Origin of the sequence: Vibrio sp. 1F253, from assembly GCF_041439295.1 — a bacterium.
Lineage (GTDB): Bacteria > Pseudomonadota > Gammaproteobacteria > Enterobacterales > Vibrionaceae > Vibrio > Vibrio tasmaniensis_A.
The window spans coordinates 22,196-48,786 of the sequence record NZ_JBGONU010000027.1; the positions used below are offsets into that span (position 1 = coordinate 22,196).

Consider the following 26,591-nt stretch of genomic DNA (forward strand, 5'->3'; position numbering starts at 1 on the left):
ACTGAAAATAAAGCATAATATTCGCCATTATTAATATGCGTCTCAATGAGAACGTTTTTTGGGCAAATATAAAAAATAAGGCGCGCATTATACAGTAGAACCCTTCCATAAGGGAAGGTAAGTGTCTAGATGTCTAAAATTCCATCTAGACGCATTAATATCATGTAAAAAGCGCAATTTTACGGTTAATCAAGCAACAAAAAAGCCAGAACGAGTCTGGCTTTTTGATTCATATTAACAATGTGTTAAGCGGGGTCGTCGTATATCTACGACCGTTTAGTGGTCTAGCTCTAGTTAGTGGTCTAGATACGGTTAGTGGTCTAGATACAAATAATTTTGCCAACTCTTCATGCGAATAAGCACTTTACGCATGATAGATACGTGAGTGAAGCTGTCAGAATAAACGGCCACTTCGACGGCAGTACCCATAGGTAAATGGTACTCAGACAGATCATCAGTGATGGTCAGCTTAACAAATACACGGCCGCTAGTGCGCAGTGCGTCAGTACCTAGAAGTGTGCCTCGAGCTTGAAATTGACTTTCACCAATGGCTGGGATCACTTCATCAATGCGTCCTTTAAACACTTTTCCTGGTAGTGCTCTAAATAGAAACTCAGCTTCGTAGCCAGGTTGCAGTCGTTGTAGTGAGTTTTGTCTAAAGGCTGCGGTATAGAATTGCGCCTCAGTGTGAACAAAGGTCATCACCGGCGCTAATGGTAGTGGTACAGCCATTACACCAGGACGAAGAGCGAGTTGAGTTACGTAGCCATCGGTTGGTGCTCTTACTACCGTTTGGTCAAGATTGAATTCAGCTTTACGTAAATCAGCAAGTAAGCCTGCAACCGCTGTATTCTCACCGCCAATCTCAGAGTTAAGTGCGATCTGAGCTTGTTGTTGGTTTGCTTCGGCTACTTTCACTGCTGCTTCTGTGGCTTTGTATGCCTGTCGACGAGTATCGAGCTGTTGCTCTGTAAATGCGCCACTTTCGAAGCCTCGCTTGTATCGAGAGAATTCACGTTGTGCTTTATCTCTTTCTGCAATGGCTTTTATTTTGGCTGCTTCGGCTTCTCCAACTTGCGACTCTAGACCTAAGGCACCTTGACTCGCTTCTTTTACTTTGGCTTGCAGCTTAGCAACTTCAGCTTCAAAAGGAATCGGGTCTATTTTGAAAAGGATATCCCCTTGCTTGAGAGGCTTATTTGCTTCAACCGGAACCTCGATGACTTTGCCTCGAACCCCTGAAACAATCGGTGTCGTTGAGTAAACTTGATTACCGATTTGTGTGAAAGGGTGGTTGTAGTTCATTAATAGAATCAAAGTACCGATGAGGACAACACCACCCAGTACGGCTGTTGGGACGGTCCATTTGTTTAGTGGGATTTTGAATACTTTGAAAATCGTAATACAAAGCGCCGCGTAGGTCATTATCAGCAGTAAATCCATTACTTAGCCTCCTGATCTTGAACGTTGTTTGTCTGTTTCTCTGTGCTGTTTTGCTCAGTGCCCGCTTGCTTTAGCTGTGCGATTTCGCTCTGAAGTGCACTCACTTGGTCGATGAGAGTGTCGACTCGGTGATGAATATCATGTTGTTCTTCTTCAAGCTTAGCGAAGCCCCAGCCACGATCTTTGCGCCACAACGTAGCCCAAATCCAAAGGAATGGCCAAATAGTGTGTAAAGTGAATAGGCTAACCCAGCCTGAGACATGAATAGCATCTTGATGAGGGTGATTGCGTTCTTTCGCAATTTCATAGGGAATATCGTGAATAACGATGATGCCGTAAAAGATAACTAATGCTACGAAAATCAGTAGACCGAGTGCAAAGTAGTCTAAAAACATAACAGATCCTTGTAATGTTAGATGTTAGTTACAAATATACTACGCTATCATCCAAGTAATTGTTATAAAAATGATTTACCAATCTGAAAATAATATGTTGCTGCTAATAATGAGAATAAAATCACTGATGGATCTTATAAAATCCAATTGAACTTGAATAGGTTGTTTCGTATTTCTTGCTGACAAGATGACAGTTCTGATTCAAACGATGCGCATAGCCATAATCATAACAACAAAAAATAAAGGATAAATGCGGATGTATATAGGTGAATTAGCGGCCATTGGCGCTGCGATGGTGTGGGCGTGTGCGACATGGATTTATGGGCAGTTTGGGCATCGCTTCTCTGCGATGCAGTTGAACATTGTTAAGGGGGTTGTAGCCTCTGGCATGATGCTGTTGGTCATGCCGTTAATACCAATGCCTGAATTCGAACTGAGTGCTAACCATTTTGGGATCTTGGCGATCTCGGGAGTCATTGGTATCGCAGTTGGTGACAGTGCTTATTTTGCGGCATTAAAAAGAATTGGTGCCAATAAGACCTTGTTGCTGGAATCTCTGGCTCCACCTCTTTCTGGTGTTTTGGCATTAATGTTTCTTGGCGCGGCACTCACTTTGCAAAGTTGGCTCGGTGTTGTGATAACAACCTTAGCGGTGACCTTTGTGGTCTTTCAGCCGTCGAAATCAGCGAACGGTAATGATATTTCTAATGACAAAGCACAGTGGGGTGGCATTGGATATGGGCTTATGGCAAGTGTTTGTCAGGCGTCGGGTGTGGTGATTTCCCACTACGCATTGGTGGCGGGTGACATTCCACCATTGTTAGGTGCTTTGATTCGCCTGACGATTGGCGTGTTTGCCGTAATGCTGATTATCCCTTTCGTTGAAAAGAAGCCGTACTCGTCGATAAAAAGAGATTTATGGGCAATGACCAAGCTCGATAAACTTTGGTTATTAGGGGCAATCTTTGTCGGGACGTTTCTCGCTCTATGGCTTCAGCAAGTGGCGTTGAAAAATGCTAACCCTGCGATTGCTCAAACATTAATAGCGACCAGCCCGGTCTTTATTTTGGTGATTTATGCGATTAGAGGAGAGAAGGTGTCAAAGCAAAGTATCATCGGGACACTTGCCGCATTAGGTGGAATTTCTTTGTTCTTTTATCAATAAGAGGCGGGCTTAGCTACAGAGCTACAGACCTACAGAACTAAAGACCCACAGACAGACGTGTTACTACTCTGTACACACTTGATTACGGCCGTTGGCTTTAGCTCGGTATAGGGCTTTGTCTGCACGATAGAAGGTACGCTGAGTATTTTCTCTATCGCGATGCAAAGTGATACCGATACTAACGGTTAAACCGCGCTCGCCGAGTATTTCATGCCACCCAAATTGGAAGATACGCTCTCGATAATTTTCAGAGTGCATTTCTGCTTTCGCAAGGTCAGTATTCTCAAGGATGACGAGGAACTCTTCTCCGCCAAACCTGACACATGACGCGCCTCTAAACTTAAAGTATGAACGCAGTTCTTGAGAAACGCTGACGATCGCTTTATCACCCACTAAGTGGCTCAGTTCATCATTGATTGACTTAAAGTGGTCGATATCGATAACCATTAATGCGAAAGGCGTTTCGTGTAGCAGTAGATCTTTCAGTTTCACATCTAACCAGCGACGGTTGTTTAACCCGGTCAGTGGATCGGTGAAAACATCTTGTTGTAGCTGAGCAACTGTATTTTTATGTTGCTCTGTTGTCTCTTTAAGCTCTTTGTTCTCTTGTTCGGAGAGAATGAGTTTAAGTTGTAATTCAAACCGAGATAGACGGCGCAGTTGGCTTGCACCGAGTTCGCTGATCGGGATCTGCTTCATCAGATCCGTTTCAATTCGGTAGCCTTTCTTCTCGTAGCTCAGCGCTTCTTCAAAACGACCTTGATTCAAACACACATCACTTAGAGAATCATAGAAGCGCTTCGCAAGCACAGGTGACGAGCCGGGCTTCACACGTTTGTGGGTGCTCGACAAGATCATACTTGCATAGTCTTGCTTTCCGGTCGCACTCAAGCAATGTGCTAACTCTAGACGAGTCATGGTCGCGAGCCAACTTGCTTGAGTACTGTTGGCTGGATATTGAATTTTTGACAGACAACGAAGCGCTTCATGGTGCTTTTTCTTAGCACGGAGCACTTTTGCTTGATACAACAGTATCTGAGCTGTGAGTAGCTTATCACTCACTAAAATGCTCAGTTCTTCGCATTCGTTCAGTAAGTCGCTGGCCGCCGTTATTCGGTTGAGCAGTAGCAGACTTGCTACCATATAAAGCTTGAATTTCAGACGAAGTGATCGACTGCTTATCGCGTGATCTATGCTATTGATTTTTTGGTAGTAGCGAAGAGCTCTGCTGTGGTCTCCGTAAGCGTCACACAGGTTCCCCATACCTAAGATAGTCATTACATATTCATCGATATGTCCGTGCTCAACGGCGATTGTCGATGAGCTGACGAATTCATTCAGTGCCGACGTGTAATCACCAATTTCAACCAAGCGATTACTTAAGCTGGTCTTTACAGTAAGAATATCTTCTATATCTGTAGGAAGGTGGAGTAGGTCGAGTGCCAGTTTTAATTCATCAATACTGGTTTGATTTTGTTGTAACTCGGCGCGGTACTCAGAGCTGATGATGTAACAGTGTGCTTGTTCTGTTTGTGTCGTCGAAACGTGTTGGCGAATATGATTCCAGAATATGATCGCCTCTTCACCCGATACCGATGAAGGATCTAGACCTGCATCTGTAATCTTGCTTAATAGGGTTTCCATCATTCTGTTACCTCAGCATCGTCTTCTTCTAGTTGTTCAAGAGTGAACGGGAACGTCAAAATATCGTTGAGGCTGACGGTCGGTCTCGAACCTTTTAATCCTTTTCTGTGCCATGGATAGATATCTAGCATGGTGGTCAGAGTTTTGAAGATCTGGTCAGCAGCTTCGTCTTTTTCGGAAAGCATAAGAGCCACACGTTCCGAACTTAGCCTTGCAATGAAGTCGTTCTGATTACACAAGGTATGTGCTATCTCGGTACAGACATCTAAGTAATCGGTATCGATGTGATGGAACATGATGATGCAGTGATTAGAGCGTTTAAGCTCCGTCTTAAATAGTACCAGTTTTTCCCACCAGAAGGTTTCGGAAACGACATAAGAGAGGTGCTTTTCCGGGTCGTGTTCGTGTTGACCTCGAATGCGGTTAATTAGCTTACGAGCTCTCTGTTCAAGCTGGCGTTTTGAACTGCGCGCTTTGTCTAAACCGACACGATTTGTTTGTTCTTTAAGCATGCCGGTAGAATATTGACGATACTTCTTAAAAGCGGTCAATGCGGCTTCAAAATCTTGATTTTCTTCTGCGACTAAAGACTGTTGATAACAAATTTGGCTAAGCAGTTCGCCATTATCGAATTCGTTTGCTGACTCTTCTGCCAGCCTTAGCAACTCGGCGGCTTGTTCTGGCCTCTTTCTTAAGAGCTCCAGTCTAGCTCGACTGATGTAGGAATGCGCTTTCATCCATACAAGGTTGTGCTCTACTGCTAGCTTGTGCGCTTTGGCTGTGGCTCGTTCTGCATCATCCAAACGTTCAAGGCCAAGTAGGGCAAGGCCTCGAAAATCCCATACTTCAGCGTGCCAAGTATTATCTTTATATTCTTTTAATGCTTCTTCTGCACCGTCGAGCACCGACAGCATTTCAACATAGTTGTTGAGCAGGTAGTAATCCCATGCGAGAAGTATTCTTGCTTTGCCTTCTAACCAACCAATGCGACTGTTATTCGCTACTTTTACAGCGAGCTGGTGGGTAGAGCGTGCAAGTTTATATTCGTGAGTCATTCGCCAAATGTTGCCAAGGCCAATGAGGCATTCAATTTGAATCTCCACTTCATCAACCAGTGCAGATTGTTCTAATGCATTGATCCAGAACTGTTGGGCGGAGTAATACTTGGCTTGTCCCCAGAATTGGAGAGCGTGTAAGTGGAGAATTTCAGGGAGAAAATGATCGGTATCTAATCGGCTTTGGCGTTTGTAGGCTTCCTTGATGTATTTTAAACCTTTCTGGTAATCCATAAGGTTCCAACAACATCTCGCCATTAACATGAATGACTGGATAGCGCCCTCTTCAAACAGAACTTGCTCTGATCTGACTAGGCATTGTTGTGCAATCTCTAGGATCACCAATGGCTCAGAATCAACGCGAGTTTTGAGTTGTTCTAGTTCGGTTTCAAGAAGGTACTGATTTTTGTCCAAGGCTTAGATCCATAATTATCGAACATATTGATAACACAATCATTATAGGAGTGTGATTGATGATAAGCATCAATTATCTCTCGCTGAGCATAAAGGGGACACGTATCTTTTCCAATTCTGGGTGTTATCTCATGCTTTTGCTTTGAAATCAATGAGTTCTAGAGCGCTTGTCTAGATGGTAAATCTCTATGAAAGCAATTGCTTAAGAGTTAATGGCTGCTCTGTCACACCTAAGCGTTGTGCTGCCGTCAACCCTTGCTTATCTTGGTAGCACAGATTGTGCCAAGATCTAAATATGTCGAGTAATGGAAGAATGCCCCCAGGACGAAGTTTACGTCTTGGCTCATTGATGAAGCTATCAAATAACAACTGAAAACGTTGTTGATAGAACTTTGTTTGCTGAATTGAAGCTGTATTAAACCACTGTTTTGGTTCTGGATTGTTACCGGTTAGGTAGCAGATACCTTTTTGACTGTCACCTTGACTCGCGATAGCCCAACGATCGCGCCACCAACTCATATGAACGATGTCGATCTTTTCAAAATTTTGGTCATCTTGCCAACCTGAGTCTTCCTCTACATACATAAGGTCAACATTTTGACTCTGAATACGCGGCAAGCAAACGCTTAGAGCGGCAGATCTTAGTAATGGGTCTTGTGGCATATAGATCGTGACATGCTTATTCTCATCACACATATCAAGCACGTGTAGGAAGTGAGCATAGGAAGTATAAGGCGGTCGAATTAGCGCGCCCTTCGAAGGGTAACTGAATGTCGTGAGGTTCCCCATTGGATCCTCGACATTACCTCTCGCAAGAATCACTTGGTATTGCTGCTCAATGCGCTCTTTCAGTTTGTCAGACGGCTGAGGAAGTTCGAGATTCGCTTCTGAAGAGTGCTCTTTAGACACAAAGCGTGCAACGTCATCATAAGGGTTGTGATCAGCACTTCCAGATGGTTCTTCATTTTGAGAGTAATTGACGTGTTGGCAAAGGATGTAGCCAGAGTGTGCCTCGCCAGTCGCTATCCATACCACACCATTGTTGCTTTTCGGTTGCAGGCGTTGGTAGTGAGAAGCGAATTCGTAATCTTTAGCATGGTTGACCCAACGAGCATCGATCATCGCTAACTTGCGACGACAGCGACTGGCGATATGGTCAACATGATCATAGAAAGTCTTTGGATTGATCTCTAACTTTCTACAAATTTCACGTACTGAATACCCCATGAACAATAAGCCCATGAGGTTCTCTTGAAACTGAAGTTTTTTGTTGGATCCTGACCACTTATCAACGAAGGTTGATTGGCAGTCTTTGCATCTGTAACGCTGCCTATCGCCACTGTAGCCGAAGGCATGATAAAGATGTTTGTGGGTATGAACCGATAAGCCAAAGTTATCGCAATCATCATTACGACAAGCAGGGAGCCCGTCGCTGTGAAGTTGTCTTAGGCGATGAAGTTCGCTTAACACTTCACGATTGTTAAGTAAGGGGGGGAAAGCTCCACATTCACGACAAACCATCGCTGGACGCTTAGGGTTTGCGTGTTGCAAAACATACCGTTTTGCATCGCTCAAGCCAAAGTTGTCACACGCCAATGTTTTACAAAAGTTGAGTTGCAAACCATCCGCATCTTTTGGCAGCTTGTCGTTAGACACGATCTCCCCCTCGGGATTATTTGAGCAGCCAAGTGAGCTTGGCTGCGGGGTAACGCTTTTCAATGTATCTTATCAATTCGTTAGATGTTGATTGCAGTCTCTAGAGCAACTTTCATCATGTCGTTGAAAGATTTTTGACGATCTTCAGAGCTTAGTTTCTCACCACGGATGATGTGGTCAGATACTGTTAGGATAGTTAGAGCTTTAGCACCAAGATCCGCAGCAACACCGTAGATACCAGCTGCTTCCATATCAACACCAAGGATGCCTAGCTTTTCCATTTTTTCGAAAAGGTCAGCTTCTGGAGTGTAGAAAAGGTCTGCAGAGAATACGTTACCAACTTTAACTGGAACTTCTTGTGCACGTGCTTGGTTTACGGCTTCTTCTAGAAGACCGAAATCAGCGATTGCCGCGAAGTCATGGTTGTTGAAACGAATGCGGTTTACTTTTGAGTCAGTCGATGCACCCATACCGATAACAACGTCCATTAGTTTAACGTCATCACGTACCGCACCACAGCTACCTACGCGAATAACGTTCTTTACGCCGTACTCAGCAATTAGCTCATGTACATAGATGCAGCACGATGGAATACCCATACCGTGGCCCATTACAGAAACTTTCTTACCTTTGTAAGTGCCTGTGTAACCAAACATGTTGCGAACGTCACAAACTTGCTTCACGTCATCAAGGAATGTTTCTGCAATGTATTTTGCGCGAAGCGGGTCGCCTGGCATAAGTACAGTTTCTGAGAAATCACCAGCTTGAGCATTAATATGAGGTGTAGCCATGGTCGTTCTCCAAAGTTTTAACGGTAATTATAGGAACAGGGTTTTATTAATTACCGATTCTGTTGAATTGAATTCGTTTTGTTGAGGCAATATTAGCGAGTTAAAACGAGGCTCCGTGAGATGTTTGTCACAAATTTGCTCTACCTTTAAAGTATTATTCATATAGATAACCAAATATGTTGAAAGTTTAGAGGCAATCGATTTTGTGTGGTTAAATTACGCTATGTCCAGACGAAAAACGACAAATAAAGGCCTGTTGCATATCAGCTTGGAGCAACAATACGTTGTCGCGACGTTTGATCAGCGATAATCTAAACTTTGATAAAAAGACAAACCAAGGAATTGTATGTCGTATTGCGCTAACTCGACGCCTTTGCACTCAATGAGAACACAGATACGTAAGGTAGCTTTACCTCTAGTGAGGGTCACCTTGTTTGTGGCAGCGATGGCTTCGTCGTGTGTGTCTGCTGCAACTTTTGAGTTGCCGCCAACTGAAAGTCGTATTGTCGGAAGAATACAGCAGCATGAAGTGGCAGCGGGCGAAACGTTGGCCATCATTGCTAAGCAATACGATATTGGTTTTCTCTCTTTAATGGCGGCAAACAAAGGCGTTGATCCTTTTCTTCCTGCTGAAGGTTATGTGTTAAGTATTCCTAGTCGTCTGATTCTGCCGGATACGCCGAGAAAAGGCATTGTGATTAACCTTGCCGAGTTAAGGTTGTACTTCTTTGAACCTGAGAAAAATCAGGTGCACGTATTTCCTGTTGGCATCGGTCGAGTGGGGCGAGATACCCCAGAGATGATCACTAAGATAAGCCAAAAAAGACCCAATCCGACTTGGACGCCTCCAAACTCAATTCGTAAAGAGTATCTAGAGAAAGGGATTGAGCTACCAAAAGTGGTTCCTGCTGGGCCGGAAAACCCTCTGGGCGAGTATGCATTACGACTTGCTTATGGTGCAGGTGATTATCTGATACACGGCACCAATAAAGACTTTGGGATAGGCTTGCGAGTCAGCTCCGGCTGTATCCGTATGGAACCTAAAGATATTGAGTGGCTTTTTGAACAGGTTAGTCGTGGTGAGCAAGTCACAATAATCGATGAGCCTATCAAAGTGTCTTTAGAGCCAGATAGAAGCGTGTTTGTTGAAGCTCACGAACCATTGACGCGAAGCGACGGCTCTAAGAAATTATTGCAAATCCCCGTTGAATTAAAATGGTGGCTTGAAGATGCAGATCTACCAAATTCAAAAGCGAAAGCGGTGATATTTGCTCAAAATGGCGTGCCTGTTGAGATAGCACCACCTGTGATTGAGTTCTAATTTGATTGCCTCTTCTGTAATAAGGGGCGTTTATCTTTGTTTACTCGAATTAGTACCTTCTACTCGAATTAATGCCTTCTATTCGAATTAGTAACGCCGAAAAAAAGCACCACATCCGTTAAGAGGTGGTGCTGTCTATTTACTGCATTTTGCGACTGATTTAATCTACAGCTTAATCGCACTGAGCTCTCAAACTATTTAGTGTAAGACTCTGCGATGTTGTCGATACGGTCGTTAGCACGATCCGCTTCTTCTTTTGCTGCCATAGCGGCTGCAGCTGCTTCTTGAGCTTTCATTTCAGCTGCCGCTTTATCGCCTTTAAGTGCTTCAACTTCACTGGTTAGCTCAGCAACTTGGTTAGTCAATTGATCCATTTGTGACATTGCAGCTTCTTCTGGCTCAGAAGAACAACCAGCTAAAATGAAAACTGAGGCTGCAGCTGCGATTAACGTCTTATTCATAAGAACTCCTTGCTTATTTATCATCAAAAGATGCGCTATACATTCTTTATCATATAGTCGCTTCATTAATGATTGTAGCGACTAATTTTTTAACTGCAAAAACAATAACTAGAGAAATTACTAAATTTTTGAGGTAATTAGCTGAGCGTCACGTTATGTCTCGTTTATGAGATGGAGGGGTGAGAGCCGGTTTTGATGTGTTTTGGAGAGTTATTTCTTTACGAACAATGCATACAATGTGCTAGCAAACGAGAGATAAAGGGATAAATTTTCTGTGATCTCTATCCTTATAAAGTACTTTCGCGGTATCATGTCACGTTAAATTAATTTTATTCAATACCATCATGACTGGAGAGTCCTTTGCACTTTAAAGATTTAGGCTTAGATAACCGCTTACTGAAGAACTTAAAACATTACGACTTCAAGAAGGCGACAGAGATCCAATCAAAAGCGATCCCTGTTGCTATTGCTGGTAAGGATCTATTGGCTTCATCAAAAACGGGATCAGGTAAAACATTGGCGTTTGTGTTGCCGATGATACATAAAGCATTAAAAACAAAAGCGTTTTCTGCTAAAGATCCTCGTGGTGTAATTTTGGCTCCTACTCGTGAGCTAGCAAAACAAGTTTACGGCGAGCTGCGTAGCATGCTTGGTGGTCTGTCTTACGAAGCCACACTTATCTTGGGTGGCGAAAACTTTAACGACCAAGTTAAAGCCCTGCGTAAGTACCCTCGTTTTATTATTGCGACTCCAGGTCGTCTGGCCGATCACCTTGAGCACCGCTCACTGTTTTTAGATGGTGTTGAAACGCTGATCCTTGATGAAGCTGACCGTATGCTAGATTTAGGTTTCGCACCTGAATTGCGTCGTATCGCGAACGCAGCTAAACACCGTCGCCGTCAAACGTTGATGTTCTCTGCGACACTTGATCACGCGGAAGTGAACGACATTGCAAATGAAATGCTAGATTCGCCTAAACGCATCTCAGTGGGTGTTTCTAACGAACAGCACCTTGATATCACTCAGAAGTTTTACCTATGTGACCATCTAGATCATAAAGAAGCAATTCTGGATCGTGTTATTGAAGAAGCTGAATACCGTCAGGTGATGATCTTCACGGCAACTCGTGCTGATACTGATCGCCTAACCGAGAAGTTAAACGAGAAGAAGCTTAAAGCGGTGGCATTGAGCGGTAACCTAAACCAAACGCAACGTAATGCAATCATGAGCCAGTTCGAGCGTGCGGTTTACAAGATCTTGGTAACAACAGACGTTGCTTCACGTGGTATCGATATTCCAAACGTAAGCCATGTTATTAACTTTGACATGCCTAAGCATACAGAAGAGTACGTGCACCGCGTTGGTCGTACTGGTCGTGCGGGTAACAAAGGTGATGCAATCTCTTTGGTTGGTCCAAAGGATTGGGATAGCTTCAAGCGTGTTGAGCTTTACCTTCAACAAGATCTTACTTTCTCTGTACTTGAAGGTCTAAAAGGTAAATTCAAAGGTATTAAGCCGCGTAAACCTGCTTTTGCTAAAGGCGGTCCTGCGAAGAAGAAAACCAACACTCAAGCTAAGAAAACGCCGAAAAAACCGGTTAAGCGCGATAAGAGCTTCCACAAGAATGTGGCAGTGGGTGATACAGTATTTATCCCTAAGAAGAAAGTTGCGCCAAAAACTGACGACGAGTAATCAACTCGCGTGAGCTAAAAGATTATGTTTATAAAAACAGATTTTTATACAAGCTAGCGTAAATAAAAACCGCCTATGAAGGGCGGTTTTTTTGTATCTGGTTTCTGCACCTGAGAGGTGTTGTCTCAGGTTACAGAGTCATTCGAAAGGCTTTAGAAATCAAAGGTTGAGAATGAATACGCTAAGATATGGTCGGCAATGTATTTGTGGGTGGCGGTCGTTGGGTGTGTTACTCCCCAGAAGACATAGCTGTCTGATCCGTGCGCTGCGCAATCATTGGTTAAGCTGTGACTTTTTAGGTAGTCGGCTGCTGAGCTTCTATTGATATTAAGACAGGCATCACTCGCGTTTCGAAAGCCATGTTGCTCTGGATTATCGGTAATGCTGGCGAACAACGCGCTTGCATCGAACAACACCACGTTTTTACCCATGCTTTGGTAATACTTGGCCTGCGTCTTGATGAATTGATTGAACTCTAAAATCTTGCCACGAACTTTAATGATCTCTTGTTCAGTTGAGTATTTGAATTGAGGTGCTTTGGTTGCATCGGGCAAGGTGAACAGCAGGATATTGTTTGCACCAGATTCCGTTAAGCGGATCAAAGCGCTGCTGAAATCGGCCTTTACATCGGCCACTTCTCGGTTGTAGTTCATAAAGTCATTGAGGCCAAACTCCAAAGTAAACAACGAGTTTTCTGGGCGGTAGTTTTTGGCGATTTTCATATAGGTTAAGTAAGAGGTGACTTGGTCATATACTCCGGTTAATGCGACGTATTGATTGGTGCCAGCTGCCCCACCTACTGCCCAGTTATAAAGAGGCACATCTTTCGCCTTGGCTAAATACTCTGTCCAGACTAAACCGTTTGAAAAGTGCCCTAAAAACCATGAGTTAGCGTTCGGGAAAACCCATTGAGAACCGTTAAATAGGTTACCAGTGTCAGAAAGACTATCACCGAAGGTGACGATACGGTTGATGGTGTTCGCTTGGACAACGTTGTCATTTGTCCAAATCGAGTGGTTATAAGAGAAGCGATTGTCTGCGGCAAAGTAAGTGATGTCTGCGGCATCATTTTGGATGTCGAGCGTTTCTTCACAACGTTGCTTGATTTCAGGCTGGGGCGTATCACTGTAAAACATGTTTTTGAAGGATACAGAAGACCACCAGTATCCATTGATCGTGTAGTAATCACCATTTTCTTTTTTTGCCCATTTCCAGTCGGTGGCTGGAGAGTCATGTGAGGCATCGGTTCGATACCAGCATCGAACATAAGAATAGGTCTCGGAACCTTGTGTACCAAATACTTGTGCGGATGTAATGGATTCAGGTGTCGGTATTGAATCTTCAGCAGCATAAGCGCCAAAAGGCAGGGTTAACGCGAGTATAAAAGCCGTATTTTTCATCACTGTATTCTCTTTTATATTTAGTGAGCCAAACAAAACGTTGTTGCTTGTGACTGTTTTAATAACTAAATTGCAGATAACTGGTATGACCTATATCTAAAACCAATAGCTCTCGTCAATACATTCAGGTTGTTAGCGGCTCATAACTGGCATAAGTGTCAAAGTTTCAACCACTTTTTGATTGAAAAACAATGGCTTCGAAGTGAAATGGCTAATATCTAACATTTGATTTTAACGAACTATCGCAGGCAAACACGTCGTCATTGACCGGTATGTGATGACTTGTCTATTGAATGCTAAATGAAAACGTTATCAGAAGGGTGAGAGGTAAATTATAATTTAATCAGTAGCTTACCCGTTGGTAATATCAAGCGACGTTGCATTTTCTATGTTCATCACAATTGTTTAATTCAAGTTCAATATCACAAATATCAAGTTGTTACTTTTTGTTTTATAAAATCATCATCTACGGTTTCCTTACTCATCAGAGGTCTAATCTGTTTAAGGAAAGAGCATTGAAAAAGATATTAATTTGGACGATAGCCTGCCTATCCAGTTTTGGCGTCTATGCCGGAACAAGCGCATCAGCATTAGAAACCAGCGGATACACTGCAACGAAATACCCTATTATGCTGGTACACGGTTTGTTTGGTTTCGATACATTAGCAGGCGTGGATTACTTCTATGGCGTACCGGAGTCTCTAACAAAAGATGGTGCGAGCGTATACGTTGCTCAGGTTTCAGCTACCAACAGTTCCGAAGTTCGTGGTGAACAGTTACTCGCTCAAGTCGAGACGCTATTAGCCGCGACAGGCGCAAGTAAAGTGAATCTAGTCGGTCATAGTCACGGTGGTCCTACTGCGCGCTATGTCGCATCGGTTCGACCTGATCTTGTTGCTTCGGTGACGAGCATTGGTGGTGTTCATAAAGGATCTAAAGTGGCAGACCTTGTTCGCGGGACGGTATCTGAAGGGTCAGTTTCAGAAGGTATCGCGGTTAAATTGGCTGGTGGATTGACGGCGCTTATCAACCTATTATCTGGTGGAACGGATCTTGATCAAGATGGCCTTGCGTCTCTTGAAGCGTTGACCACTGAAGGTTCGCTTGCATTCAATCAGTTTTACCCTGAAGGCGTGCCAACGTCTGAGTGTGGTGATGGTGAATGGCAAGCAAACAACGGTGTCTATTACTATTCATGGACAGGCTCTTCCACTTTTACCAACCTTCTTGATCCTACCGACGGAGCGATGACAATCCTTGGTTTAGCTTTTAATGAACCTAATGACGGGTTAGTGGGAGCATGTAGCGCGCATTTGGGCAAAGTGATTGGTGATGACTACAAAATGAATCACCTAGACGAGATCAATGGACTATTGGGTATCCACCATCTTTTTGAGACCGATCCAGTGACCTTATATCGTCAGCACGCCAATCGATTGAAGTTGGCCGGCCTTTAGGTAGCACTAACCGTTCATTAAGAGAATAAGGAAAGTATGATGAAAAAGATCGCCATTTTGTCGATAACCACGATAGCCCTGATGAGTACAGCGGCGGTCTTTTTATATCTAAAGAAGGAAGATACAAGTTCATATAATAACAGCGAACAAAGCGCTTCTTCATTGAAGGTTAGCTCTCAACAAGATACCGAAATCGATAGTGCGTCAGCTAAAGACATGATGGAATATTTCGTGTCAGGCAATACAGAATTAACCCTCGAAGATATTCGCGACAATGTGGCAAAACACCACGAGCAATCACAAGCTACGATTGTCGATGAAGCACTGTTTGCCAAGTATCTTGAGTACAAGGCGGCACTGACAGCATTAGACGTGCAATTCGACAACACCTCTATATCCGCTGAGGACTTACGTGCACTGAATCAAGCTCTCCTCGATCTTCAAGCACAGTTTTTCAGTGAGAGCGAGATAAGTATTTTGTTTACCCATGACAACAGAATGAGGGAAATCGCTTTAGAAAAGTTACTTCTGAAACAAGAAGGGCTAGACGAGTCAGAATATCAGCAAAGGCTTGAGTCTTATCTATCTGAACAGCCAGATTACGTTCAAGCCAGTCATCAAAATCAGGTATTACTCCCACAGCTATCCAGTTCAGAAGGTCTAGACGAACAAGGTAAATACTTGAAAAGAAGCGAACTGGTCGGAGAAGAAGCGACACAGAGGCTCGAAGCGCTTGATCAACAAAGGGCGGACTTTGATGGAGCTTTAGAAGTTTACTTTGTTGAACGAAATGACATTTTGAATGACTCCGAACTCTCTGAAATTGAGCAACAAGAGACTATCGCACAGCTTCGGACTACGCATTTTCAGCCACAACAGCTGAGAAGGGTAGAAGCGATTGAAAGAATCAGAGCTGCTCAGAGCGATCAGTAATCTCCAGAAATTAAAAAAGCCAACTACTGATGACTCAATAGTTGGCTTAATAATGAAGGACGGTTACTGCAATCTGTACATGCTAAGTAAGTGCTTACAGTTTAAGGCTTAAATTTTGTATCCTAGAGCCTATACCATAAGCCGTTACAGCTTGAACCTTAAAGCTTATTCGCCCTTAAACCTTACTCCTTAAACCTTAAAGAAGCCCAACTGCTGCTTTTGTTGTTCAGCGAGGTTTGATAACTCGTGGCTTGCTGCTGCTGCTTGGGTAATGCCTGTTACATTTTGGCTTACTAAGCTGTAGATATTTGAGATATTACGGTTAATGTCTGAAGTCACTTGGCTTTGCTCTTCTGCAGCAGCGGCGACCTGAGTGTTGATCTCCGTGATATCCGTTACTGAGTTCGCAATGCCTGAAAGTGCAGAGCTTACCTCACCTGAAAGAGTCTGGTTATGTTCCAACATAGACAGCGAACTGCTCATACTCTCATTCGCGTTTCCAGATTGAACCTGCAAGCCTTCAATGATGGTTTGGATTTCTTTGGTCGAATCTTGTGTACGTGCTGCTAGCATTCTCACTTCATCAGCTACAACCGCAAAACCACGTCCGCTTTCACCTGCACGAGCGGCTTCAATGGCAGCGTTAAGCGCAAGAAGGTTAGTCTGCTCTGAGATGCTTTGAATAACCTCAATGACATTACCAATCTTCTCTGAGTGCTCTTTTAGCGTGCCAACAACGTTCGCAGCTTCGCTAAGCTGAATCGCCATTTGCTCGTTTGCTTGGTTACTTTCATTAAACAAGCTCATGCTGTGTGTCGCCATTTCGTCAGCTTGCTTAGACGCGGAGTCGGCTTGTACTGCATTTTCGTTGACGTTTGCTGCTGTGCTCTCAAGTTGATTCACGGCAGAAGCAACTTGTTCCACTTCTTGCTTCTCTTGGTCTGAGTTCGCACTTGATTGTGTCATTACAGCAGCTAGTTCAGTCGATGCTGACGCAACTTCGATGCTGATTCGAGACAGTGAACTTACCGTGTCACGCAATTGCTCAACGGATTTGTTTACGTCTTGCGCAAGACGTGAGATCTCATTGTCTCCATGTTCTTCGGCTTTTACTAGCAGGTTACCTTTTGCTACTTCGCGCATGGTTGCCTGAATATTGTTGATTGGTTTAACAATGATGCCAGCCAGTGTCCAGCTAATAACAAGAGCAATAGAAAGAATCACTAAAAGCCCAATAGTCGCAGTATTTAGGGTGCTAGTGTGTTGCTGACCATTGGTATGGACTTGTTGAGTAGCAAGCAAGTTTAGCTTTTTAGAAAGAGTGTCGATTGCTTTTACCATTTCATTACCTGCATGGCGGTATTGGTCAACCGCTGTTTGGTAGCTTGTATCAAAATCAGAAGGTAGGATTGAATTGTCGTGCTTTGCCTTTAACAGGGGAAGCATGGTATTACGTGAGAAGTTAACGTAGTGGTCCATCGCCTTGGTCATTGCTGCGACTTCATCTTGCATACCTGACACTGTTTCCAATGAGTTCAACAGCCGATAATTTTGTTCACGTTTTTGGTTAAGCGTTTCAACGAGTGTGTTTACATCATCAGGATTAAACAAGCTATAGATTGCTTTGATGCGCATGCCGTAGCTATTGTCGACGATTTCGCTGAGTTCTTCTTTATGTAGAATGAGTTGATCTGTCGCTGTTGATACATCTTTAAATGCGTTTTCCAGCTTGTCACCACCGATGATGACACCTGTCAAAAGTAATACGACGGAAAAGAGCACTGGAATAAGAATTTGAACTTTAATTGATAAGCCACTGAGAAGTTGGCGCATGTACTGTCCCTTAATAAATAAATAAATAAATGCAATTGCTTTTATTATAATTAGCCCGCAATTCTAACTAATGAGACTAACAATTCAATCAGTAATGACTTTGATTTTGTTATATGTAGTAAGTATTTAATGTGCACGGTTATTTATTGCACGAAATGGCGGCTAATGTGCGTATTTCTACATATTGTGTTGAAGCTATTAGACTGATAAATATGGAAATTTATTGGTTGTCGTTCGATATAAATGAAGAGGTGTTCTAAGGTGTAGTGCCTGATTTTTCGGTGAACTCTTCGATAAATATGTGAGTTATATAGATGTGCAATCATCAATTGATCGAGTAGGAGATAAATTATCTACTAATTTGTAGTTGTCATATAGGCTTCAATTTAATGAAACACAACTGTCACATTCAGATTCTAAAGTGGGCACCGTTCAAGTTAAACACAACGGCAATAACGCCACTTAAGGAAATTTGTGATGAAAAAGACAGTTATCGGTGCAATCGCTCTTTTAGGTGCACTAACAGTGACTCCAGCTTCAGCTAAAGAAACTATTTCAGCAGTTGGTTCAAGCAGCGTGACGCCACTGATGGAAGTTTTCTCTGAAACATACATGAAAACGAATTCAAACGTATTTATCGAAGTACAAGGCCCAGGTTCGTCTGCTGGTGTTAAAGCGGCGAAGAACGGCAGTGCAGATTTAGGTATGTCTTCTCGTAACCTTAAAGATAGCGAGAAAGAAACAACACTCGTTGAAGAAGTGGTTGCTCGTGACGGCATCGCAGTCGTGGTTAACCCTAAGAATGGTCTTGACGGTCTAACGGCTGAGCAAGTAACAGCTATCTACAAAGGTGAAGTAACAAACTGGAAAGACGTTGGTGGTGCAGACAAGCCAATCGTAGCAATCACTCGTGATACAGCATCGGGTACTCGCGGCGCATTCGAAGACATCATGTCTCTTAAAATGAAGATTTCTGGCACGAAAGTATCAGCAATCTCTCAACGTGCTCAAGTTGCTAACGGTAACGGTGCACTAAAAACAATGGTTGCATCTAACCCTTACGCAATCGGCTATATCTCTTTAGGTACAGTAGATAACTCAGTAAACGCGCTTGCAATTGACGGTACTGAAGCATCTGTAGACAACGTTAAGAACGGTTCTTACAAAGTAGCTCGTCCTTTCCTAGTACTTTACAAAGAAGGTAAGCCTTCTTCTGAAACTCAAAAGTTCCTAGATTGGATGCTAACTGACGAAGCTCAATCTCTTGTTGAGAACAAAGGCTACATCTCAGTTAACTAATCTATATCTCAATTAATTAAATATTGCTCAGCCTACCTTTTCAGGCTGAGCCTTTTCTATCCCACTTCGAGTTAATCCGTACGCTTAGACAGCGTGTTAAGGATTTCGATATGTGAGACTTGTTATGACCATCGCAACGAATAGTGAACAGCTTATGAATAGCGAAGCGACTCAACTGAAACGCGGCTTACGTAAAAAGAAGCGTGTAGATTGGAAAGAGCGTATTTTTCACGGCTTATTTCTTACTAGCGCAATCATCGGCATCGTATCCCTTGCTGTTATTGCTTTTTTCATCGTTAGAGAAAGTATCCCTGCGTTCCAGGAAGCGGGCCTATCGGGCATCGTGCTAGGACAGAACTGGCTACCACCAGCACTTTACGGTGTTGCTACCATGATTGTGGCATCTGTCGTATCGACATTAGGTGCAGTAGTGGTCGGTGTGCCGATTGGTGTGTTAACGGCAATCTTTATTGCTGAAATCGCGCCAAAGCGTCTGGCGGACATCATTCGTCCTGCTGTCGAATTGCTAGCGGGTATACCTTCGGTAGTTTACGGCTTCTTCGGTCTCGTTATTATCGTTCCCCTGATTCAAAACGTATTTCAAGTGCCTGCGGGTAACACGATTTTGGCGGGTATTATTGTATTGGGAGTGATGATCCTTCCGACGGTAATTACGGTTTCTGAAACCTCAATCCGTGCTGTACCAAGAACGTACAAAGAAGGCTCTTTAGCGTTAGGTGCTTCAAAGATCTTTACCATCTTTAAGTTGCTCGTTCCGGCTGCTCGCTCAGGCATTATGACGGGCGTAATTTTGGGTATAGGCCGTGCTCTTGGTGAAACGATGGCAATCATTATGGTGATGGGTAATGCGCCGGCAATGCCTGAAGGTATCTTGGATTCAGCTCGTACACTAACCGCGAACATTGCGATTGAAATGTCTTACGCGAGTGGTATTCACGCAAGTGCGCTCTATGCGACGGGTGTTGTTCTCCTTGTTTTCATCATGTCTCTGAATGCAATTCTCCTTTACTTGAACCGTGAGAAGGCGAGGTAACATTATGTCTTTAGAAAATAACGTAGCACCTCAAACTGATCCTACGAACCCGCAAGGTAAGACGATGAATAAAATCGCGTTAAAGAAAGCCCGCGCACGTAAAGACGCCGTTCTGAGTGGTTTTATATGGGCTGCTGCCGCGTTAACGGTGGGCTTCTTGTTCTGGATTATGTGGTACATCCTCTCAAACGGCTTACAGCACGTTGATTGGAATTTCATCACGGATGACTACACGCGAACGGGCGATGAGCACGGCATTTTTCCGATGATCATCTCGACCATCTACATGGTTATTGCTTCGATTGCGGTTGCGGCGCCATTGGGTATCATGACGGCAATCTACCTGACTGAATACGCAAAAGTAGGCAGTCGCTTAGTTAAGATCATTCGATTTTGTACCGAATCATTAGCAGGTATTCCGTCAATCATCTTCGGTCTGTTTGGTATGACATTTTTCGTAGCTATTTTAGGTTTAGGTTTCTCTATCCTATCGGGCGCGTTGACACTGAGTATCTTGATTCTTCCAGTGATTATTCGTACTACTGAAGAAGCGTTGATGGCGGTATCTCAAACTTATCGTGAAGGCTCATATGGTTTAGGTGCTTCTAAAATCTACACAATCTGGCGTTTGATTCTACCAAGTGCAATGCCGGGTATTATCACTTCAGTTATTCTGAGTATTGGTCGTGTTATTGGTGAATCAGCGCCAGTATTCTTGACCGCAGGCATGGTTGCTCGTATCCCAGATTCACTATTGGATTCTGGCCGTACATTAACCGTTCACTTATATAAGTTAACGACGGAGCTATTTACCATTGAAGAATGGAATCAAGCATACGGCACAGCAACAGTACTGATTGTTCTTGTACTGCTGATCAACACACTCACGAAGTTGATCGCAAGACGTTTTAATACTGCAACTTACTAAGCAGGGTTTTCTAGAGCCAAATGAGCTCCTAAAACAAAAACAGTACAGACTTTGACGAATTACGAGATTACGAATATGAACAAATTTAATATTAAAGACCTAGACCTTTTTTACGGCGAAAACCAAGCGCTTAAATCAATCAACCTACCCGTGCCAGAGCGCCAAGTGACCGCTTTGATTGGCCCGTCGGGTTGTGGTAAATCAACGCTATTACGTTGCTTGAACCGAATGAACGATCTTATTGAAGGTGTAAAAATCACCGGCCTTCTTGAGATGGATGGCGATAACATCTACGGCAATATAGATGTGGCTGATCTACGTATCAAAGTCGGCATGGTTTTTCAAAAGCCAAACCCATTTCCAATGAGTATCTATGAAAACGTGGCATACGGACTACGTGCTCAAGGTATCAAAGACAAAAAGCACATTGATGAAGTGGTTGAAAGTTCACTTCGCGGCGCGGCGCTTTGGGATGAAGTGAAAGATCGTTTGAAAGCACACGCATTCGGTTTGTCTGGTGGTCAGCAGCAACGCCTGTGTATTGCTCGCACTATCGCAATGCAACCAGACGTAATTTTGATGGATGAACCTACTTCAGCTCTTGATCCAATTGCGACTCATAAAATAGAAGAGTTGATGGAAGATCTGAAGAAGAACTTCACTATCGTTATCGTAACGCACTCAATGCAGCAAGCCCGCCGTATTTCAGATCGCACGGCTTTCTTCCTAATGGGGGAGCTTGTAGAGCACAACGAAACCAGCGTTATCTTCAGCGAACCAAAAGATGATCGCACTAAAGGTTATGTAAACGGTGACTTTGGTTAATTGCTTAATCGATAACGTGGTCAATACCACTAACTGAAACGCAGGTTAGATAATCGATTCGATTTACAGAATTATCACTATAACTATAAGCGATGGAAGTTTTGCCCCACTTTAGGTGGGGCTTTTTTATGCTGTTAAAAAGCATCACATGTCGACGAAATTTTGGGCAGGAAATCCCATTTTTGTAGTCCTTCTCATGCTTGTGATAATGAAAAAGGTCAAATTGCGACCCACTTAACATCTCATTTTTAGTTACATTGATTGCATATCAAGGCTTCTGTATTTTTGCGTTATTCTTATTAGCCAATGGATCAACGCCGTGCATGTTAAAGCCTTTGCAAAACAGATATCTGCTACGCGTGACCACCGTTTATTGGCTGAGTCTCTGTTTGACTACCTGATTAAAATGCTTGGTCCCCAAGGGATCGGAATATTTTCAGAGCCAATACCAGAAAGCGACTCGTTACCGTTGTTTTCCTACGGTGAATTAACCTCTCTTGATCATTACCCTTCAACATTTTGGCCATGGGTTTCACAGTTCGACACTGCAGACGGTGTGTTACCGATGTCTCTCAATACGTGCAAGTGGGATCACAGTAAAGCGCTTGGTGGAGAGTCGTTCATCATGATGCTCGACAACGCCCCAGCCTGTAGAACTTATTTAATTATTCAAAATTGCATCGCAGAAAAAGTTAATCAAACCTTTGACCAAGGGCTGGATGGCCTTCAATTAGCGGCAGCTCGCTGGCAGTGTATTCGCGCAGAAAAAAATGCAGCTATCGAGATTAAGCATAGGGATACACGTGAAGCGCAATATCTTGATGAAATTAAGCTTCGAGAGTTGTTTGTCGAGAATATGAAATTGGTTCATCAGGTGGCGTTAGAGCTCTCGAACCCTGAATCATTGGATGCACTCTACAAAGCATCGGTAGAGGCGGTACGCGATAGACTTGGTTTTGATCGCGCCATATTTATGTTGCTTGATATGAAAAAGCGTTGCTTTAGTGGCACCTACGGCACCGATGAACTAGGAAAAACCAACAGCGAACATCACACTCAATATGACCTGCATCAGCTTGAATCGGAATATATCGAGGCATTGTCTGACAACCACACTAACTTGGTCGTTATTGAACATGCTCCACTCTACACTGAAGGTAAGGTTGTAGGGCAAGGGTGGAATGGCATGCTTATCTTGCGTGAAGGGGATAAACCCGTAGGTTGGATTGCTATGGACAACTACATTCACCGCTCGCCAATCACCAATTACCAAAAGCAGATGCTTGAATCGTTCGGCTCTCTGCTGTCTCAGATATACATTCGTAAACGCCAAGAACTGAACATCCGAATGCTGCATTCGAGTATGGTTGAGTTGTCTCGCTGCGATAGCGTCAGTGCTGTGTGTAAGTCCGCCGTCAGTTTTGCTATTCAGCATTTAGGCATTGATCGATTAGCCGTTTTCCTTACCGATAAAAATTGCAGTTACATGCAAGGTACTTGGGGTACCGACATAAAAGGCGACATTGTCGATGAGTCTTATTATCGCTCCGAGCTGGTAGAGCGCGACATTGTGTCTGCAGCTCGTACTTACCCTAACCAAGTTGCTTTTGAAGAATCGGTCCCAATTTATCATGATTATAATATTGTCGGAGTTGGCTGGACGGCAATGACAATGCTCACCACAAATACAGGCGTTCCGATTGCGTTTATCGCTGCGGATAATTTGCTAACACGAAGCCCTTTAACTTCACAACTGCGTGAAGTGATACGTATCTTCGCCTCTAGCCTTGCTGAAGTCTTACAAAGAACCATGGCGCAAGAAGAGATCAAAAAGCTCAATGAAACCCTAGAACAAGAGGTTAGCAAGCGAACTCAAGAGCTTGAAAATGCGAATGAACAGCTCGATGTAATTTCTAAACTCGACCCGCTGACTCGTCTTGGTAACCGCCGTATGCTGTCACAAGTTTTAGATGATCTGAATTGTGAGGAACACGGTGCATTTGCTACGCAGAATGAGGTCACCTTTGGGTTAATTCTTGTCGATCTTGACCATTTTGGTTTGTACAACAGTGTCTATGGCCATACTGAGGGGGATGTCGCTTTACGTGCCATTGGCAAGATACTGAGCACTCATGTTTACGGTGATCAAGAAACCTTCTGCCGTATCGGCGGTGAGGAGTTTATGTTGTTGATGATCGGTACCAATCACACAACAACAAAGCAGCGTGCAGAGTCGATTCGACAAAGTATTGAAGATGCAAAAATTCTCCATTGTAAAAGTAGCACTAGCCAATATTTAACCGCATCTGTGGGTTATGCATCGATAACTTCGGATCAGCGCCAGTTCGATTTTGATTTGTTGTATGGCAAGGCTGATAAGGCTTTGTATAAGGCGAAAGATTCAGGGCGAAATAGAGTTGTCTCGGCTATGAAGCGAAGAAAAGTTGCGGCTACACTGACTTAGTGTGGTATCTGTTTTTCCCGTTCTCAAAAACGACTGAAGCCGTGATGATCACAATGTGGTCATCACGGCTTCGTTCTTTTTTTTACTTAGATTTTCTGCCTAATTAGCTTTCTGCTTACTTAGAACACCGGTTAATTAAAGCCTTTCTAATGTGCTCTTGTGTGCTTTGTTCGAGATGCGTTTTGGTTTCTTAACCGCTTTGATTGCCTCAGAAGGGTCCCATGACTGACTTGGTGAGCAAGCTTCAGCATAGAGGCTCTGATTTAGCTTGGTGAGCTCAGCTTCGATTGTTTCTAACGTCTCATCACTCAAGTCTGGGTTTTCTGTTTTCCACTGTTCGAACAAGGTTCTCGTCTTCACACCGTCTTTCATTTTCAGAGCTGCAATAAGCGCTTCTGCCGTATCGGATTGACGTTCATCTTTTTGCTTTTGTTTTACTGCTGTACCGCGGCGTGACCAGAAGTAAAAAGCAACCGCAGAGCTAATTATCCATAAAGCAGCAAACAGCGCCGTTAGATAAGGCCACATTCCTGGGTTTTCAACGGTAACAATCGTCGGGCTAGCTTGCTGAGTTGGTGTCTCCATAGCAGGAGCTGGCGAGCTTGAGCTAGCGCGTTCACTTGCCTGAACTGACAACTCAAGACCAAGCGCTTTAGTGGTTTGTTCCGATTGCGTATCGGTGTTGAACCAAGCTTGAGAAACATCAGGAAGAGAGATCTTTCCAGCCTCTTTCGGAATCAAGACTTGCTTGTAAACAACGACAGCATCACCAGACTGGGTTGTGCCAAATTGCGGTTTCTCTTCATACACGCGCACCGATTTAGGGTAGGTGATGTTCAGTTTTGGTAACTGGTGTTGGGTCAAGTTGCTGGCTGTCATTGTGATGGTACGAGTTAACGAATCACCGGCTTCCATTTCAATATTCTGCTTGTCGCCACCTAAAGCATTGCTACCTCTCAGCTCGTTGCCTTGGCTATCTGACCATTTCTGAATCAACTTGAAGTCGGAGGTTGGTAACCACTCACCTGGATAGCCTTTTGGTACAGGCTTGACGGTGACATTCAGACTTTCAACAGGAGTATCGAGCTGGAAAAGGCGAGTTTTGCTTGAGTTGTTGGTTGAGTAAACAACAGCACCGGTTAACTTTGGCCCTTGAAGCTGAAATTGTCCTGCTTGCTGTGACGATATATGGAAAGATTGCTGAACAACTGTGACTTCTTGTCCGTTGATAACATCTTGGAACTGTTTCGACTCACCGATGGGTTCCACGTCCAAATTTGATGAGTTTGGTAGAGAGATTTGGGGATCTTGTAATCTTCTTGGATCCGCTTTGATTATGAGTTTTACATCAAGTTCCGCGACCTCTTGAGGGTATAGCGAGTCTTTACTCAGATTAAGTTGAAACTCGGCCATATCACTCTGCTTTGGAGCGGCTTTATTAACCGAAACGTTGATGGTGATCGGCTTAGTTTTAGCGCCTTCAATATCAAAGCTAGGAATATCTAATCGGCCTAATCGAAGTGGGGCAAGGGTAATATTCCACTCGCTAGACACAGTGCGGCTACCATTGATGATTCGCATTGATGACCCAAAGCTTGGGGTGCCGACGTAGAAATTCTGTTGGAGAGCCGTTAGATCTAAAGCACCTGACGATACTTTTTCATCGGTTGCGACTCTAAGTAGGAAGACTTCATCTTTAGTTACGCTGTTTTGTGAAACGCTCGCTACGGCCGTTGCTGCCAATGCAGAGAAGGAAGAGAAAGCTCCCAGCAACAAAGTCAGGAGTATTGAGAAAAATGGCTTGTTTAAAGATCGCATGGTTACCACTTTTTGTTTTGGTTGTTAGGAGCACTTTTTTGGCGTGCTTGTAGAATCATTTGCGCTTTAAGCAGTTGGCTCGGGTCACGGGCGCTTTCTACTTGCTCAAGCTTTCGCATATCCGGATCGCTCGACATAGGTTGACCTGATGCTTGTGCTGCAGCTGGTTGAGTGTTGTTATCACTGTCTTCCTTAGCAGCCTCTTGTGCTTGGGCAGTTTGAGATGCTGAGTCACCTTTGTCCTGTGAGTGTTTATCTGCTTGATCCGCTTTGTTTTGTTGCACAGCTTGCTTGTCGCTTTCTTCATCCGTCTTGGAATCAGAGCGGCTATCATCAGCTTGGCTTTGGTCAGTATTCTGATCTTGGTTTTCACTTTGATCTTGTTTGTTGCTTTGATCTTGGCTACCACTTTGACTTTGCGACTTCCCATTGTCAGCTGAGCTTTGTTGTTGATCCTGCGAGCTTTGCGAAGAATCGTCTTGCTGACCTTGCTGACCTTGCTGACCTTGCTGACCTTGCTGACCTTGCTGACCTTGCTGACCT

20 protein-coding genes and 1 pseudogene are annotated in these 26,591 nt (G+C 43.7%); 10 read left to right on the forward strand and 11 right to left on the reverse strand.

The window, feature by feature from the left end:
- Positions 1-312: 312 nt before the first annotated feature.
- Both ACED28_RS14130 and ACED28_RS14135 read right to left on the reverse strand, forming a co-directional pair.
- Entirely contained in the window at positions 313-1,443 is a 1,131-nt protein-coding gene (locus ACED28_RS14130) for an HlyD family secretion protein (protein WP_009845836.1), read from the reverse strand.
- Positions 1,443-1,838: a DUF3302 domain-containing protein gene (locus ACED28_RS14135; RefSeq protein ID WP_017104296.1), complete on the reverse strand. Its 396-nt coding sequence runs from the start codon at positions 1,836-1,838 to the stop codon at positions 1,443-1,445. The genes ACED28_RS14130 and ACED28_RS14135 overlap by 1 nt, the downstream gene beginning before the upstream one ends.
- 256 nt (positions 1,839-2,094) lie before the next feature.
- On the opposite strand from ACED28_RS14135, the gene ACED28_RS14140 reads away from it, so the two are divergent.
- Positions 2,095-3,003 (forward strand): DMT family transporter, encoded by a 909-nt coding sequence (locus ACED28_RS14140; protein WP_029223175.1) that lies wholly within the window; start codon positions 2,095-2,097, stop codon positions 3,001-3,003.
- Between the two features lie 63 nt (positions 3,004-3,066).
- Here ACED28_RS14140 and ACED28_RS14145 read toward each other — a convergent pair whose 3' ends face one another.
- The 4 genes from ACED28_RS14145 to deoD all read right to left on the reverse strand — a co-directional run bounded on the left by ACED28_RS14145 (position 3,067) and on the right by deoD (position 8,563).
- The gene (locus tag ACED28_RS14145; RefSeq protein ID WP_371710123.1) at positions 3,067-4,647 is read right to left on the reverse strand and encodes a diguanylate cyclase domain-containing protein; all 1,581 of its coding nucleotides are present in this window, start codon (positions 4,645-4,647) and stop codon (positions 3,067-3,069) included.
- The gene (locus ACED28_RS14150; protein WP_017104294.1) at positions 4,647-6,116 is read right to left on the reverse strand and encodes a hypothetical protein; all 1,470 of its coding nucleotides are present in this window, start codon (positions 6,114-6,116) and stop codon (positions 4,647-4,649) included. Before ACED28_RS14150 ends, ACED28_RS14145 begins: the two co-directional genes overlap by 1 nt.
- A 186-nt stretch (positions 6,117-6,302) precedes the next feature.
- A complete protein-coding gene (locus ACED28_RS14155; protein WP_029223173.1) occupies positions 6,303-7,772 on the reverse strand; it encodes a lactate dehydrogenase in 1,470 nt (489 codons plus the stop codon).
- Between the two features lie 80 nt (positions 7,773-7,852).
- Positions 7,853-8,563, reverse strand: coding sequence for a purine-nucleoside phosphorylase (gene deoD / locus ACED28_RS14160; RefSeq protein ID WP_017100923.1), 711 nt, complete (start codon positions 8,561-8,563; stop codon positions 7,853-7,855).
- 346 nt (positions 8,564-8,909) lie between these two features.
- Here deoD and ACED28_RS14165 point away from each other — a divergent pair, with 346 nt between their 5' ends.
- Positions 8,910-9,884, forward strand: a complete 975-nt coding sequence (locus ACED28_RS14165; RefSeq protein WP_017100924.1) for a L,D-transpeptidase family protein — start codon at positions 8,910-8,912, stop codon at positions 9,882-9,884.
- A 194-nt stretch (positions 9,885-10,078) separates the two neighbouring features.
- On the opposite strand, the gene ACED28_RS14170 is transcribed toward ACED28_RS14165, so the two are convergent.
- The gene (locus tag ACED28_RS14170; protein ID WP_009845829.1) at positions 10,079-10,345 is read right to left on the reverse strand and encodes an Lpp/OprI family alanine-zipper lipoprotein; all 267 of its coding nucleotides are present in this window, start codon (positions 10,343-10,345) and stop codon (positions 10,079-10,081) included.
- Positions 10,346-10,705: 360 nt separating this feature from the next.
- On the opposite strand from ACED28_RS14170, the gene ACED28_RS14175 reads away from it, so the two are divergent.
- On the forward strand, positions 10,706-12,037 hold the full coding sequence (locus tag ACED28_RS14175; protein ID WP_371710115.1) for a DEAD/DEAH box helicase: 1,332 nt from the start codon (positions 10,706-10,708) through the stop codon (positions 12,035-12,037).
- 152 nt (positions 12,038-12,189) lie between these two features.
- Here ACED28_RS14175 and ACED28_RS14180 read toward each other — a convergent pair whose 3' ends face one another.
- Positions 12,190-13,437 (reverse strand): SGNH/GDSL hydrolase family protein, encoded by a 1,248-nt coding sequence (locus tag ACED28_RS14180; RefSeq protein WP_371710124.1) that lies wholly within the window; start codon positions 13,435-13,437, stop codon positions 12,190-12,192.
- 515 nt (positions 13,438-13,952) lie between these two features.
- On the opposite strand from ACED28_RS14180, the gene ACED28_RS14185 reads away from it, so the two are divergent.
- Positions 13,953-14,894 carry a triacylglycerol lipase gene (locus ACED28_RS14185; protein WP_012600192.1) on the forward strand — a complete coding sequence of 314 codons (942 nt, stop codon included), beginning with the start codon at positions 13,953-13,955 and terminating at the stop codon, positions 14,892-14,894.
- A gap of 39 nt (positions 14,895-14,933) precedes the next feature.
- A complete protein-coding gene (locus ACED28_RS14190) occupies positions 14,934-15,827 on the forward strand; it encodes a lipase secretion chaperone (protein WP_371710125.1) in 894 nt (297 codons plus the stop codon).
- A 189-nt stretch (positions 15,828-16,016) separates the two neighbouring features.
- Here the strand turns inward: ACED28_RS14190 and ACED28_RS14195 are convergent, their stop codons facing one another.
- Positions 16,017-17,660 (reverse strand): methyl-accepting chemotaxis protein, encoded by a 1,644-nt coding sequence (locus ACED28_RS14195; protein WP_017101006.1) that lies wholly within the window; start codon positions 17,658-17,660, stop codon positions 16,017-16,019.
- A 477-nt stretch (positions 17,661-18,137) separates the two neighbouring features.
- Here ACED28_RS14195 and ACED28_RS14200 point away from each other — a divergent pair, with 477 nt between their 5' ends.
- The 5 genes from ACED28_RS14200 (at position 18,138) to ACED28_RS14220 (ending at position 24,230) form a co-directional block, all read left to right on the forward strand.
- On the forward strand, positions 18,138-18,959 hold the full coding sequence (locus tag ACED28_RS14200; RefSeq protein ID WP_009845822.1) for a phosphate ABC transporter substrate-binding protein: 822 nt from the start codon (positions 18,138-18,140) through the stop codon (positions 18,957-18,959).
- A 124-nt stretch (positions 18,960-19,083) separates the two neighbouring features.
- Complete coding sequence (gene pstC, locus ACED28_RS14205) at positions 19,084-20,013, forward strand: phosphate ABC transporter permease subunit PstC (RefSeq protein ID WP_009845821.1); 930 nt, start codon at positions 19,084-19,086, stop codon at positions 20,011-20,013.
- A gap of 64 nt (positions 20,014-20,077) precedes the next feature.
- A complete protein-coding gene (gene pstA / locus ACED28_RS14210) occupies positions 20,078-20,941 on the forward strand; it encodes a phosphate ABC transporter permease PstA (RefSeq protein WP_012600195.1) in 864 nt (287 codons plus the stop codon).
- Positions 20,942-21,016: 75 nt separating this feature from the next.
- Positions 21,017-21,766 (forward strand): phosphate ABC transporter ATP-binding protein PstB, encoded by a 750-nt coding sequence (pstB, locus tag ACED28_RS14215; RefSeq protein ID WP_009845819.1) that lies wholly within the window; start codon positions 21,017-21,019, stop codon positions 21,764-21,766.
- Positions 21,767-22,085: 319 nt separating this feature from the next.
- Positions 22,086-24,230 (forward strand): GGDEF domain-containing protein, encoded by a 2,145-nt coding sequence (locus ACED28_RS14220; RefSeq protein ID WP_371710116.1) that lies wholly within the window; start codon positions 22,086-22,088, stop codon positions 24,228-24,230.
- Between the two features lie 135 nt (positions 24,231-24,365).
- On the opposite strand, the gene ACED28_RS14225 is transcribed toward ACED28_RS14220, so the two are convergent.
- Positions 24,366-26,048: a BatD family protein gene (locus tag ACED28_RS14225; protein WP_371710117.1), complete on the reverse strand. Its 1,683-nt coding sequence runs from the start codon at positions 26,046-26,048 to the stop codon at positions 24,366-24,368.
- 2 nt (positions 26,049-26,050) lie between these two features.
- Positions 26,051-26,591: pseudogene (locus ACED28_RS14230) on the reverse strand (hypothetical protein); the annotation flags it as partial.